This window comes from Microvirga sp. GN3, assembly GCF_055792825.1.
This window is the reverse complement of the sequence record NZ_JBVVAK010000190.1, coordinates 1-12,851: the sequence shown is the minus strand read 5'-3', so window position 1 is coordinate 12,851 and position 12,851 is coordinate 1. Positions and strand designations below refer to the sequence as shown.

The following is a 12,851-nucleotide window of genomic DNA, read 5'->3' as shown; positions in this document are numbered from 1 at the left end:
CGATGTCGATGCCAAGGGTGGCAACTTGCTGAAGCGGAGCTTTGGGCATGGCTCAAGTCCTCGTGCTGGGCGCCCCAGATGAAGGGTGCGCCGGTAAGCACGGCCGGTCCATCCCATTAGCGGACATTCACCGCGTACAGGATGCAGGATAGACGAATGGCGTGTGGTTCTCGACGATCCCATGCGCTTCCTCGAGGGTGTTGTTTCGTCAGAGTAGTCGGGCGACGGCCGGTGCCTCGCGCCGGCCTCTCAAGGTGTACCGGCACACCGAATGGGCCGAGACAGATGTACCAATGGCCTCAAGCACGGCCTCGCTCGCAAATACACTCAGCCGCCTTTTTGCACCCAAAGTAAGATTGCATGTCGCGGGTCAAGGCACGTCTGAAGTCCGTGCTCCAAAAGGTAAAGCAGCCGGCTGCTCATAGGCTGCTGTCACCGGTGCCGGCTCCGTGGGTTGTGCGCACAGGCCTGCCACCTGGATCAGGCCGAACCCGTACGTCGGATCCCACCCGGGCTTCCCAAGGTCGCGAGTGCGCGCTTGCAGACGGGACTGAACCACGTTGGAGTCCAACGTGGGATTGGACGCGAACAACAGGCTTGTTGCGGCGGACACGAAGGGGACGGCATAGGATGTGCCTGTCTTCAGGGCACCGCTGCCCTTCGACGATGCTGTCCAGATATTCACCCCGGGCGCAGCTAGGTCGACATATCCGCCTTGCGTGGCGCGCCGGTACACATTCAGTTCCTGATCCACTGCTGTTACCGCGATGACCCCAGGATAGGCGGCCGGATATGACGGTTCTGCGCCGGGACCATTGTTTCCCGCGGCCGCGACGACTACGATGCCCTTGGCCTGGGCTGCCTCAATGGCTTTCTGGAGGACCTCATTCGGCGGGCCTGACAGGCTCAGGTTCATGACCTGCACACCACGCTCGACCAATGCCTCAACGCCGGCCACAAGGGACATCACGTCCGTCCGATCAGCAGTGCCGCCGTCGCGGTAGAAGGCATCGACCGCGACGATCTTCGCATCTGGCAGGAGACCAGGCGTTTGGCTCCCTTGCCGTCCGACAAGGAGGGCCGCAATCGCGGTGCCATGATCCTGCAAGGAGGCGTCAGCATGGGATGCTGGAGGTGGCAAAACCTCGATCGCCTGGTCCTTCAAGGCTTCGTGCTCGAGGTTGATGCCCGTATCGATCAGGCCGATGAGAGGCGTCGGGCCGCACTGAGCTGCGTCGGACACTGACCAGTTCACGAGAGCAGTCGCCCTGCACTCAAGGCCAGTGCACGTATCCACGCCCTCATCGAGATAGTAGTAGTGATCGAAATCCGCTGAAGCCCGAGCATCGACCTGACGGACCGCTTGCCGGGCCTGCGTCAGGGATGCGCCTTGGGGAACGCGCAGCCTGACCACCTGCTGGACGACCCGGCCTTTCGTCTGGGTTTCGACGTGAAAGCCTTGAGCGGTCAGCTTGGTCAGATCGTCCCGGGACAGGCCCGACGCCAGGATGGAGCTCGTGGATTGCCGCGGCTTGGGGCGTGGGTCGACGGCATCGGGCGCACTGGTGAGAGTACTGGCGGTTTGCACGGACTCTGCCTGGGCTGATGCCTGTGAGGTCGTCTGCGTCGACGCGCCTGCTTTGGAGCCCACCTGGGATGCGCTCGAAGTCTGCTGATCCGATGTGGTCACCACGCCTTGACTCGTCGGCATCGGATGGGTGTTCGCCGATGCCGGAGCTGGCGCCGAGCTCCCAATGGGCTCGGGGGATGCCGGGACTGTGCTCTGGATCGTCGGCGTTGGGCTGGTGGCACTAGCCTGCGCAGTCTCCGTCTGGGTTGAAACCTCCGATGTTGCCGGTGTCGGCGAGGTTTCCTGCTCGGATGCAGAAGCTATGCTCTCGCTCGTTGAGGCTGGGCCGGTCGGAGCGTCTGCTTGCACAGGCCCTGACTCGGCTGAACCCTGTGATGTTGTCGGCACCTCGGCGACGGCTTGTGGTTGGTCCGCAGGCTGGTCGGGTTCCGTGGCCATGACCTCGCTCGTGAGGGCCGGGGTATCCTCTGGAGCTGGACTTGATGATGCCTGCTCAGGCGTAGGTACTGAGGCCTGGCTGGTCGGGGTCGAAGTGGTCGAGGAGGCTTGTTGTGCAGTCTCCGTCTCGGCTGTTTCTTCGGAGCTCGTGGGGGCCGGGGAGGACTCCGGAGTTTGGCTCGATGATGTCTGATCGAGCGTGGATACTGAGGCTTGGCTCGTCGGGGTGGAGCTGGTGGACGAGCCTGCTTGTACAGCCTCCGTCTCGGCTGTTTCCTGGGAATTCGTCGTGGCCGGCGAGGGTGCCGGGGCAGGGCTCACCGTTTGCTCGTCAGGTGTAGCGGCTATGTCCTGGCTCGACGGGGCTGGACTGGAGCTCACCGGAGCCGGAGAGATTGTGGAGGGCTGTGTCTCTGTCGACAATTCGGCCCCGGGGACCGCATCCTGGCTCGTCGGGGTGGAGCTGGTGGAGGCGTCTGCCGGTACCGTCTCTGTCGTGCTAGATGGCTGCGATTTTTCCTGCGCCGGGGTGGGCGCTTGCGTCTCGCTCGCCGGCGTCGAGCTGGCACTTGCCGATGTCGGAGAAGCCGTAGGAGCCTGATCAACTGCCTGCTCTGATGCGGGGGATGAGCTCTGGCTTATCGGAGCGGAGCTAGCGGGAGCATCTGCCTGTGCGGCCTGCGTCTCGGCTGGATCCTGTGAAGTCGCAGACGTCGGAGCGGCTGATTGAGCGGACGCGTTGGCAGGGTTCGCAGTTGGTTGGTCGGGCATCGCGGCGGTGTCCTGGCTCAGTGGTGTTGAGCCAACGGAGGCACCTACTTCTACCTTTGCCTGGGTTGGTTTCGTTGATGTCGCAGATGGTTGAGTGGCAGCTTTTGTCCGACCGGACCTTTGCTGGTCAGATTTGGCGGTCTTGCCCTGTCTCGTCGCGGTTGGACTGGCGATCGCCTGTGCCTTCGGGCTGCCGCGTTGGCTTTCGCTGTTACCTGCCTTGCTTGTCTTGGCGAAGCTTCCCGTGCCGCTCGCAGAGGTAGTCGTGTCACCAGCCTTCGGGGCACCGTTGGCTCTCTGCGCTCTAGCCTTATCCTCGCCAGCTTTACCCTTGCTGGATCCTGCGCTGGCGGTGCTGCCGGCTACGCTGCCGTCTCCTCTCGTCCTCGTGCCGCTGTTCCCGCTAGCGTTACTGCTCTTGCCTCCGGCTTTGCCGCCTTTGCCGTCAGCATTGCTGCTGCCCTGAACCGAGCCGACGCCACTAGGACTGCCTTTCGAGGTCCCTTTGCTTCCGCCGTTGCTTTTACCGTTGCCCAGACCAGACCCGGCTTCGGCCGCGTCGGATCCCATGCTGCCGCGGGCACTCGTGTTTCCGCCCCGTGCGCCGTCGGTCTTGTCTGGCCCCTTGCCGCCTCGTCCTTTGCCGCTCCCGCCGTTGCCTGACTTTCCATCACCGGAGCCTGCGGACGAGTTGCTTCCCGAGCTGCCTCCTTTGCCCTGGCCTTGGGAGTTTCCTCCAGCATTGCTGTTACCGGCACTCGCCCCCGCGTTTGTGCCGCCTCCGTCACCGCGTTGACCTTCGGAGGGTCCGCCGCTTTGGCCACCCTGGCCAGGGTTGCTTTTGCCCCCGCCTTGACCGTTACCTCGCTCTCCGCCCTTGTTGCCCGCACCTGGGCCACCTGCGCCTGCATTGCCTCCGCCCGGGCTCCCTCCAGGTGAGCCAGCCTTGCCGCCGCCGGCATTCCCGTTTCCACCTTCTGTGCCGCCTGCGTCGCCGGACCTGCCATCGCTGCCTTTCCCGCCGCGCCCCCCATCGCCACCACCTTTGCCGCCCTGACCGCCTTTCCCGCCTCCATTGCCGTCGCCGCCGCCGCGGCCTCCACCCCCATCGCCCCCGGAACGGTCACCGCCCTTGGCGAAAGCTGCGCCATCCAGGATGGGCAAGCTGGAGCTATGGCCGAGGTCAAGTTGAACCCGCAGGGGGAGAGCGGCAGCGGTGCTTGCTACCGCAATGAGGATATGTCGCCACCAGCGTGCCATGATTACCTCATGACGGCTTCAATGCCCGGCTTCGCAAATTGCAGCGCGGCAAGGTGATGAACATTGGCCGGCTCGTTGGTGCGCCGCATGAAGCGCTGAAAATGCGACCTCTACCATATCCGAGATGAGTGAAAGCGATCTAATCACTTTATGTGTCAAGCGATAAGCTAAGCAGTAATTCGACTGTACTTTAAGTAGTGTGGGTGGGTGCCTTCGCTTTCCTGCCTACCGACAGCTTTTGGCACCCCTGAGACGTAAGCACTTGGTCCGCTTCGGCGGTCATGAGCCGACGTTCGTTGGGCGGCCGGAAGGTGAAAGGTTGACCCGAAGGCGACCTTAGAACACGGACATACTCGCCCAGTTGACAGAGGAATCGTAGGGACATCTACTGAGGCCATGGGGATCGCGATCTCCCCACGAGGCGGCATGCCCAAGCATCGCGTCCTGTTTTCGAAGGGGACGCCGCATGCCATCAACCAGCACCATTGAAGCCGACCCTCGCTCCGAGGCGGGCGTCCGGATCCCTTCAAACCAACGTCCATCGCCGGACATCAGGCGGGTTCTCGTGGCTCGATCCCTGCGGGCGTTCGGCGATGGCTACGTGGCGATCCTGTTGCCGGTGCATCTCTCGCATCTCGGCTACGATGCCTTCGGGGTCGGTCTCCTCTCGACCGCCTCCTTGCTGGGCTCGGCCCTGCTGACGCTTGCCCTCGGGCTCGTCGCCTACCGGATCCCACGGCGTCCGGCCCTGCGGGCTGCGGCCCTCCTGATGGTGGCGACCGGGTTGGGATTTGCCGGGATCGAGGCGTTCTGGCCGCTGCTCGTGATCGCCTTCGTCGGCACGCTCAATCCATCCGGCGGCGACGTCAGCGTCTTCCTGCCGCTCGAGCACACCGTCCTCTCGCATGTCGTCGCCGACGAGGACCGGACGGCGGCGTTCGCCCGCTACAGCTTCGTCGGTGCCTTCTTCGGCGCCCTCGGGGCTCTATCCGTCGGCGTGGTCGACTGGCTGGCACTGGTCGTCGCGCCGGAAACGACGTCGGCCGTTCTCTTTGGCCTCTACGGCCTGCTGGGACTGATCACGTTCCTGCTCTACCGCCACCTTTCGCCTCAAGTCGAAGCGGGCACGGACGCCCCGCCGGCACCGCTGGGTCCTTCGCGCGGGATCATCTATCGGCTGGCGGCCCTGTTCTCGGTCGACGCCTTCGGCGGCGGCCTCGTCTCAACGCCCTGCTCACGATCTGGCTCAGCGAGCGGTTCGGCATCGGAATCGCCACCATCGGGGCCATCTTCTTCGTGACCAGCCTGTGCTCCGCCGTGTCGTACTTCGCGGCGGTGCCACTGGCCAAACGGTTCGGGCTGATCAACACAGTGGTGTTCACGCACCTGCCGTCGAGTCTCTTCCTGATCCTGACCGCCTTCGCGCCGACGATCTGGACCGCCTTCGGGCTGTTGATCCTGCGGAGCCTGCTGTCGCAGATGGACGTCCCGACCCGGTCCTCCTACGTCATGGCGGTGGTCCGGCCGGAGGAGCGCCCTGCCGCCGCGAGTGTCACCGCCGTGCCCCGCAGCCTCGCCTCGGCCGTCGCCCCGCTCCTGTCCGGTTGGCTGCTGACCGTCTCGCCGTTCGGCTGGCCGCTCGTGCTCGCCGGCACCCTGAAGGCGGTCTACGACCTGACGCTGCTGCGGCAGTTCTCGGCCATCAAGCCGCCGGAGGAATGTTGATGCGGATGCGGCCGGCGTTTCCGGATTTCGTTGACCCACATCGCGATCTCCGAAGCCGTGCCCGCGCACGAGGGGCACTCGTCAATGATCTCGTGGGCGCGTTCGATAATGTGGTCGAGCAGGGCAGCGCCAGAAGCTAACCGCATGGTGACTCCAAGTGGCTGTCGAGGCTGCCGTCACTTCGGCTCGATGCTCTGGTCGCCGCCTGGCGTGCCCGGAGGTGGAATGACAGGCGTGGTGCCAGGATTCGGAACCGGTGGGCGGACGGTCATGTCGGGGGCAATGGTGGCGGGCGGACGGATCACGCCATCGGTACGATTCAGCTTATCGCTGAGCGGCTCGGGCGAGCGGCCGACCGACCCGGTGGAGCGGGGATCCTGTGGCCCGGTGCTCTCGGATTTGAGGGTCTCGGAGGTCTGAGGCTGGCCCTGCGCTTGTGCCGAGGGTATCGTGCCGGCGACCCCGTTAGCGATGACGATCGCAGTCAGCAGAAGCTCTCTTGGTGCGAGGCGCATGTTTGCCCCCTTAACCTAGGTTAAGCTCTGCTCTCCAACGCGGCCTCACCGGCCACCGTTCCCCCTGATCCTCGTGGCAGATCAACTCGCGGGTCTCGAGGCACAGAGGCTGAACCTAGTGCTTGGAGTTCGTCTGGGCCTCGACGATCTCGCTCACGGCCCACTTCTTGGCCCCGACGGCGACGCCTCCTTTGGGCCGCTCTTTCTTGGGCTTCTTCGCCTCACGATTCCCATGCTGTTCCCGGTGTGCCAAGGCGAACCCTTTCGACATCTCATGGATGTCTCAGCAATTTACTCCGCTCCACATACCACGCCACCACACCTGGGCTTCAGCGGGTTCCCGTGTTCTACCGCCTGCGTCTCCACACCCCGAGCCAGGCCGAGCGGGCCTGGTCCTCGGCCGCCTGGAGCTCCTCCGGCGCATCCGGCGTCGCGCGTCCGCCACCTGCGGCCAGGATGATCGCGGAGAGATTGTAGTTCCCGATCCGGCAGCGCTGGACCCCAGGAGTGTCGCTTGCAGCACAGATCACCTCGCGCCGCCGCAGGAACCGGGCGAGCTGCCGGGCCAGATTGCCACGCTCGCCTTGGATGCCCTCCAGGCGAAGGACCGTCCCACGGATGCTCAAGGTCCCGGTATCCAGCACCTCCGGAACCCCGCGCACGAGGTCGACTCCTGCGGCGGCCGGGACAGGATCATTCGTAAGGGTGGCAGCCACCTGGGCTGCCGGAGCCTGGCGCTTGTCCTTGGCAAGCAGAGGTGCGGCCCGGCTGATGAAATCCCGCCAGATCTCCGCCGGCAGATCGCCGCCCACCACCTTGTTCATGGGCGCGTTGTCGTCGTTGCCGACCCAGACCCCGACGATGAGATCCGGCGTGAAGCCGACGAACCAGGCATCGCGGTATTCCTGTGTGGTGCCCGTCTTGCCGCCCACCGGCACGTTCGGGAGGCGTGCCGCCTTGCCGGTTCCCTCGCGCACCACCGCTTGCAGGAGGTCGAGCATCGCCGCTCGGCTATCCCCAAGCCCTTCTGTGCGTGCTCCGGTGCCCGGGCGGGTGAACAGGGCCTGCTGTGTTGAACCCTGGATCGAGCGAACGGTGTACGGCTCAAGAGCCAGGTTGCCGGTGGCCACTGCCGCATAGGCGCGGGTCATCTCCAGCAGCGTCACCTCGGCGGACCCGAGCGCCAGGCTCGGCACGGCGGGCAGTTCCGACTGGATGCCCAAACGCTTGGCCGTCTCGATCACCGCCGGGATGCCGACCTCGTCGGCGAGTTGCACCGCGACGGTGTTGATCGATTGGGCGAAGGCATTGCGCAGACTGACGGGCCCGCGGAAGCGCCCATTCGCGTTCTGCGGCTCCCAGTCGCCGAGCTGGGTTGGACGGTCGACGACCATCGACTGGGGATCGTAGCCCTTCTGCATCGCCGCGAGATAGACGAAGAGCTTGAACAGCGAACCGGCCTGCCGCCGGGCCTGCGTGGCCCGATTGAACTGGCTCGCCTCGTAGTCGCGGCCGCCGACGAGGACGCGGACGGCCCCGTCAGGTGCCAAAGCGACCAAGGCCGCTTGTGAGACGTTCTTCTTCTGCCCCTCGGCGTCGAGCCGGCGCTCGATGATGCCCTCGGCGAGCCGCTGAAGTTCCAGATCAAGCGTGGAGCGCAGCGTCAGGTCGCCCGAGGCGCCGCCGAGCAGGCGGCGCACGTCGGCCGCGGCGGTGTCGACGAAGTAGTTGGTGCCGGGTGGGGTCTCCGGCGGCACGCGCAGGTTCACCGGCTCGGCCCGTGCCGCCTCTGCCTGTTCTGTCGTGATCGCGCCGGTCTCGACCATCGCCTGGAGGACGGTGTCGGCCCGCTCCTTCGCACCCCCGAGGTTGCGCGTGGGGGCGAGTTGGGAGGGTGCCCGGACCAGCCCGGCGAGCATGGCGGCCTCGGCGAGCGACAGGTCCTTTGTTGGCTTGGCGAAGTAGCGCTGGGCGGCCGCATCGACGCCGTATGCACCCGAGCCGAAATAGGCCGTGTTCAGGTAGCGCAGCAGGATCTCCTCCTTGCTGAGCTGGCGCTCCAGCCAGAGCGCCAGGACCGCCTCCTGAATCTTGCGGCGCAGGGTCTGGTCGGGCGACAGGAACAGCAGACGCGCCAGTTGCTGGGTGATGGTGCTGCCGCCCTCCCGGGTGCCGCCGGCCTGCCAGTTACGCCAGGCGGCCCGCAGGATGCCCCAGGGATCGATGCCGAGATGGCTGTAGAAGCGGCGGTCCTCGATGGCCACCACCGCCTGGGCGAGATGGGCAGGCACGTCGGCCGCCGTGACCTTGGTACCCTTGAAGACGCCGCGGGTGGCGAAGGTCTCGCCGTTGTCCGCCTCGACGACCAAGGCGCTCGGGGTCGGGTCGACCTGCAAGCCGCCATCCAGGGGCAGGGTCGCGATGCTGTAGCCGACGATCAGGACCAGCAGGACGACGAAGCTGCTGCCGACGATGAGGAGGTGTCGCAGCCGGATGCGAGCCAGGACGCGACGTACGCCCGCGCCGGTACGCTTTGCTCCTTGGACGATGGGCTCCCGCCAAGGCCCGAACACCGCCGCCGTGCGGTCGGCCGCGACGCGGGCCAGGCGGGCTGTCTTCGCAGCGGCGGGGTTGGTCCGTGCCGCGACCATTCCGGCGAGCCACTGGCCTTCCGCCACGGCCTTCCGGCCGACCGGTGCCACCCGCGCGGCCAGCCATTCGAAGCGGGAAGGGGCAGGCGGTGGCCCTGGTTCCGCCAACGACAGGATGTCCCTTTGCGGCTTGGTCACCGAAGGCTCATCCGAAGTTGGGGTGGGTGTCGTCACGATCCTCGGCTCTCCGCTGCTGCGCCTGTACAACCCGGCTTCGCGATTCGCGGTGCGCCGGGCAGGCTGCCTTGTGCCGAAGCCAAGCGTGGCAGATCAAGGGTCCCTGCTGCCGCGCCCCCGAGACGGCCGGTTTTCGTCCCTGGCAAGCGGCCCGCACACGGCTCGGGGCCGGAGCCACCGTTTAGGACGGGTTCAGGCTGTCTCGGGTAGCGTAACCTTCCGAAGGTTGCTCACGTTCGCGCCATGAGCGTGTAAGGAGTTGTGTCATGAAGGTTCTTGGATGGACTGCCGCATTGAGCCTGATCCTGGTCGGATGGGCGGGCAGTGCCGCTGCCGATCCCTGGAAGGACGAGAGTGGCCACGGCCGCTGGCGTGGCGGCTACGAGCACCGCTACGACTACCCCCGTCGAGGATACGGCTATGGCTACGAGCGTCCCCGCCGCGAGCGCCGTGCCTTCAAGCAGGAATTCGACGACGGCCGGTGCAAGGTCGAGCGCAAGTGGGAGCGCAACGGCGAGTACAAGGAAGAGCGCAAGTGCCGCGGCTGGGGACGGGCTCCCCGTGGGGCGTCGTACGGGTACCAGCCCTATCCGTCTTATGGCTATCGGTATTAACCACGGTTCGGAGTTCGCCGAGGTGCCTTTCCGTATTATCAACCAATGGCGTGCGAGGGAGAAGACCGCGCGTTGATCGGGAAGAACCACCATGAAATCCGCGTCAGTCGATCCCTAGAGCGTTGCCATCGCGGCCGCGACCGGGGGCGGTCTCGGCATTCTGGCTGCCACGGCGTACCATCTACTGCATGATCACTCGCAGCTTCCCTCCGCGGTCTTGCTCCCGCACTTCCTGGCGCAGTTGATCCTCGATTTTGTAGGCGGCGCACTGGTGCTCGGGTGGGCCGCTGCGGTCCATGACCAGAAAAGGCAGGCAAGAAGGTTGAGCCTCGGCCCTTGAGCTTCGCCACGCGCCCTAATTCAAGCTTCTGCAAGAGGAGGGTGAAGCGGACCTTCATTTGGTCTGCTTAACGTTACGCTTTGACCCGTTTCAGACCTTCCGAGCGCAGGTCCATGAATGAGTTACCTCAATCGGCACGAAGGACGGGTGCCGCGCCTCCGATGCGCCTCGTCTACCTTGCGCCTGACTTGCCCGACCCGGTTCAACCACCCGCGGTGGAAGCTGGAATCCGTCACCACAGCTTCCCCAGTGGTGTTGCGCCTGAGGGCGCCACTCTGCGATGCCCTTGCGCAACAGGCGGTTGACCGCTTGGACGACCCGCTCGTGCTCCTCCTCCGAGAAGGGGCTGAGGTCGTGCATTTCCAAGCTGTTCAGGCCCTCAACGGCCAGCCAGCCCAACAGCGCCGCGTCCAGATCGTCCGACGTGGCTTTCAGGTTCTCCAGGGTCGCCTTGTTGACCGCGCGCACGGGATCGAGCAGGCGCGGGTTCTCGGCCGAGGCGGCCAGCAGGCCATTGGCGACCTCCTTCGTCCTGCCCTGGCGCAGCTTGAGCAGCGCCGCCGTGCACAGGCGCGCTTCCAGGTTGCGCCCGGGCTCCGCCTGACCTCGGAGCGCCTCCCGCTCCGCCGCGACCTCATCGACGAGACGCTGGATCATGGCCTGAAGCAGCGCGTCCTTAGTGGGAAAGTTGTAGAGAAGCCCACCCTTGCTGAGACCTGCCCTTTCGGCAACGGCGTCCAGCGTCAGCCGTCCCGAACCGATCTCGCTCACAAGCTCCGCAGCCGCGTCGAGAATCCTCTCGCGGGAGCTCTTTCGGCCTCGAACAGGTCCCAACATTCACCACTCTTGCCCCTAAACCGTTCGGCCGAAAACCCCATTCGCCATGTCAGCGCCCATCCTGCCGGGGTCAAGAAGAGGACATTCCCCCACGGCTGAGGGTCTCGGCGCAGTTCTGGCGCACAGTCGAGGTCTGGTTGAGGAGGAGTATAGGGTGGAATGTATTCTCGTTGACACGGCGCTCGCCTTGGTCCTTATGCCTTGAAGACGCCGATGGAGGAGTGCTTGGTGAAGCCACGCGTTCACTTCTTCCATTTGCTGAACGTTCGTCGGCACGTCAGCCGATCCGGTCGCAGCCTACCCGGTCAAAACAAGGAGTTCTGGTGAAAACCCTCGTCATCTGTTCCGGCGGATTGGACTCCGTCACGCTCGCGCACAAGGTTGCGGCTGAGCAAACGCTCACGCGCCTCGTGTCCTTCGACTATGGCCAGCGCCACAGGAAGGAGCTGGCCTCGGCACAGGCCTGCGCCGCGCGCCTCGGCGTGCCGCACGATCTCATCGATATCTCGGCCGTCGGACGCCTCCTGACTGGATCAGCTCTCACCAGCGGGGAACCTGTGCCGGAGGGTCACTATGCGGAAGACACCATGCGGATCACCGTGGTGCCCAACCGCAACGCCATCATGCTGGCGATTGCCTTCGGCGTTGCTGCTACCGCGCAGGCCGAGGCGGTGTCGGCCGCGGTCCATGGCGGCGACCACTTCATCTACCCGGATTGCCGCCCGGACTTCATCGAGGCGTTCGAGACCATGCAGCGCCACGCGCTGGAGGGTCTGGCGCGCATCGCGCTCTACACGCCGTTCGTGCGACTGAGCAAAGCCGACATCGTGCGCGAGGGTGCCCGACTGGACGTGCCCTTTGCCGACACTTGGTCCTGCTATCAGGGCGGCGAGCGTCATTGCGGGCGCTGCGGCACGTGTGTCGAGCGGCGCGAGGCCTTTCACCTCGCCGGCCTGGAGGATCCAACCGTGTACGAAGACCCGGATTACTGGATCGAGGCCTGCCGCGAGCACCAGGCCAAACAGCCTTCTTAGGTTCGGCTGCGGATCATCATCGTTTCTTTGGAAGTTACACACATGACCTCTGATCTCCGCCGCAGAATGGAAGGCCTGGCGGTCCTTGTGGGCTTTACCGCCTGTATCCCGGCCGCCAACTGGCTCGTCGGCAACGTAGGAACTGTCTGTGTTCCGGACGGTCCATGCCTGATTCCCGTGGCTCCAGGCCTGGCTGCCCCCAGTGGTGTGCTGGTGATCGGCCTTGCCCTTGTGCTACGCGACCTCGTTCAGCGGCGTCTGGGGCGGTACTGGGCGCTAGCTGCCATTGGCGTTGGCGCAATCCTCTCGGCTGTTTTTGCATCCCCGTCGCTTATTCTCGCCTCGACGGCAGCTTTTCTGTTGTCTGAACTGGCTGATCTGGGTGTCTACACGCCATTGCAGCAGCGCGGCCTTATCCTAGCAGTGGTCGCGAGCAGTGTTGTGGGGCTGATCATCGACAGTGCAGTGTTCCTGTTCCTGGCCTTCGGTAGCCTTGAGTTCCTGCTGCCGCAGATCATCGGCAAAGCCTGGATGGTGCTATTGAGCATTCCGGTGCTGTCGTGGCTGCGTCGGCGCGATGAGCGGATTGGCATGCCTGTGTGTACCTGACTTGGATGAGGGACTGCGAATTTGAGGACAGGCCAACGTCGCCGTTTGGCAGATTTCGTTGAAAAACTCCCGGCACCTACTTCATCGGTCTATTACTAGCGTCACCGTGCCGGACGAGGCCCAGCATCCTGTATGCTGATCACGCGAACGACGGCAGTTGCGGACTTTTTCAACATTGGGTAATGGGGCGGCTCTCCCTGGATGCCGATAACATCGGCGGGCCCCGTGCACAGGAGAGCAGCCATGGACTACTACGCTGGTTTAGACGTCTCGATGAATGAGACCTACA

General features: G+C 64.9%; 12 protein-coding genes. 6 read left to right on the top strand and 6 right to left on the bottom strand.

Going from position 1 to position 12,851, the window contains the following annotated elements:
- Positions 1 to 370 precede the first annotated feature (370 nt).
- On the bottom strand, positions 371 to 1,711 hold the full coding sequence (locus ACS5Q1_RS41815; RefSeq protein WP_473103761.1) for a S8 family serine peptidase: 1,341 nt from the start codon (positions 1,709 to 1,711) through the stop codon (positions 371 to 373).
- 517 nt (positions 1,712 to 2,228) lie between these two features.
- On the opposite strand from ACS5Q1_RS41815, the gene ACS5Q1_RS41810 reads away from it, so the two are divergent.
- A complete protein-coding gene (locus ACS5Q1_RS41810) occupies positions 2,229 to 2,630 on the top strand; it encodes a hypothetical protein (RefSeq protein WP_473103760.1) in 402 nt (133 codons plus the stop codon).
- A gap of 532 nt (positions 2,631 to 3,162) precedes the next feature.
- On the opposite strand, the gene ACS5Q1_RS41805 is transcribed toward ACS5Q1_RS41810, so the two are convergent.
- The gene (locus ACS5Q1_RS41805) at positions 3,163 to 3,951 is read right to left on the bottom strand and encodes a hypothetical protein (RefSeq protein WP_473103759.1); all 789 of its coding nucleotides are present in this window, start codon (positions 3,949 to 3,951) and stop codon (positions 3,163 to 3,165) included.
- 575 nt (positions 3,952 to 4,526) lie between these two features.
- Here ACS5Q1_RS41805 and ACS5Q1_RS41800 point away from each other — a divergent pair.
- Together ACS5Q1_RS41800 and ACS5Q1_RS41795 are read left to right on the top strand one after the other, a co-directional pair.
- Positions 4,527 to 5,360, top strand: coding sequence for an MFS transporter (locus ACS5Q1_RS41800; RefSeq protein ID WP_473103758.1), 834 nt, complete (start codon positions 4,527 to 4,529; stop codon positions 5,358 to 5,360).
- Complete coding sequence (locus ACS5Q1_RS41795; protein WP_473103762.1) at positions 5,291 to 5,785, top strand: MFS transporter; 495 nt, start codon at positions 5,291 to 5,293, stop codon at positions 5,783 to 5,785. The genes ACS5Q1_RS41800 and ACS5Q1_RS41795 overlap by 70 nt, the downstream gene beginning before the upstream one ends.
- 176 nt (positions 5,786 to 5,961) lie before the next feature.
- On the opposite strand, the gene ACS5Q1_RS41790 is transcribed toward ACS5Q1_RS41795, so the two are convergent.
- From ACS5Q1_RS41790 to ACS5Q1_RS41780, 3 genes are all read right to left on the bottom strand, one after another.
- Positions 5,962 to 6,300 carry a hypothetical protein gene (locus tag ACS5Q1_RS41790; protein ID WP_473103757.1) on the bottom strand — a complete coding sequence of 113 codons (339 nt, stop codon included), beginning with the start codon at positions 6,298 to 6,300 and terminating at the stop codon, positions 5,962 to 5,964.
- Between the two features lie 115 nt (positions 6,301 to 6,415).
- Positions 6,416 to 6,571 (bottom strand): hypothetical protein, encoded by a 156-nt coding sequence (locus ACS5Q1_RS41785; protein WP_473103756.1) that lies wholly within the window; start codon positions 6,569 to 6,571, stop codon positions 6,416 to 6,418.
- A gap of 76 nt (positions 6,572 to 6,647) precedes the next feature.
- Positions 6,648 to 9,089 carry a PBP1A family penicillin-binding protein gene (locus tag ACS5Q1_RS41780; RefSeq protein WP_473103755.1) on the bottom strand — a complete coding sequence of 814 codons (2,442 nt, stop codon included), beginning with the start codon at positions 9,087 to 9,089 and terminating at the stop codon, positions 6,648 to 6,650.
- Positions 9,090 to 9,394: 305 nt separating this feature from the next.
- On the opposite strand from ACS5Q1_RS41780, the gene ACS5Q1_RS41775 reads away from it, so the two are divergent.
- Entirely contained in the window at positions 9,395 to 9,742 is a 348-nt protein-coding gene (locus ACS5Q1_RS41775; protein WP_473103754.1) for a hypothetical protein, read from the top strand.
- 430 nt (positions 9,743 to 10,172) lie between these two features.
- Here the strand turns inward: ACS5Q1_RS41775 and ACS5Q1_RS41770 are convergent, their stop codons facing one another.
- On the bottom strand, positions 10,173 to 10,919 hold the full coding sequence (locus ACS5Q1_RS41770) for a TetR/AcrR family transcriptional regulator (protein ID WP_473103753.1): 747 nt from the start codon (positions 10,917 to 10,919) through the stop codon (positions 10,173 to 10,175).
- Between the two features lie 323 nt (positions 10,920 to 11,242).
- Between ACS5Q1_RS41770 and queC the strand changes: the two genes are divergently transcribed.
- On the top strand, positions 11,243 to 11,953 hold the full coding sequence (gene queC / locus ACS5Q1_RS41765) for a 7-cyano-7-deazaguanine synthase QueC (RefSeq protein WP_473103752.1): 711 nt from the start codon (positions 11,243 to 11,245) through the stop codon (positions 11,951 to 11,953).
- Positions 11,954 to 11,995: 42 nt separating this feature from the next.
- Positions 11,996 to 12,562, top strand: coding sequence for a VUT family protein (locus ACS5Q1_RS41760; protein WP_473103751.1), 567 nt, complete (start codon positions 11,996 to 11,998; stop codon positions 12,560 to 12,562).
- Positions 12,563 to 12,851 lie beyond the last annotated feature (289 nt).

Excerpts from the sequence above, each read along its gene's own strand:
- ACS5Q1_RS41815 (WP_473103761.1), bottom strand. The coding sequence starts at position 1,711 with ATGCCGACGAGTCAAGGCGTGGTGACCACATCGGATCAGCAGACTTCG.
- ACS5Q1_RS41805 (WP_473103759.1), bottom strand. The coding sequence starts at position 3,951 with ATGGCGCAGCTTTCGCCAAGGGCGGTGACCGTTCCGGGGGCGATGGGG.
- ACS5Q1_RS41800 (WP_473103758.1), top strand. The coding sequence starts at position 4,527 with ATGCCATCAACCAGCACCATTGAAGCCGACCCTCGCTCCGAGGCGGGC.
- ACS5Q1_RS41790 (WP_473103757.1), bottom strand. The coding sequence starts at position 6,300 with ATGCGCCTCGCACCAAGAGAGCTTCTGCTGACTGCGATCGTCATCGCT.
- ACS5Q1_RS41785 (WP_473103756.1), bottom strand. The coding sequence starts at position 6,571 with ATGTCGAAAGGGTTCGCCTTGGCACACCGGGAACAGCATGGGAATCGT.
- ACS5Q1_RS41775 (WP_473103754.1), top strand. The coding sequence starts at position 9,395 with ATGAAGGTTCTTGGATGGACTGCCGCATTGAGCCTGATCCTGGTCGGA.
- ACS5Q1_RS41770 (WP_473103753.1), bottom strand. The coding sequence starts at position 10,919 with ATGTTGGGACCTGTTCGAGGCCGAAAGAGCTCCCGCGAGAGGATTCTC.
- ACS5Q1_RS41760 (WP_473103751.1), top strand. The coding sequence starts at position 11,996 with ATGACCTCTGATCTCCGCCGCAGAATGGAAGGCCTGGCGGTCCTTGTG.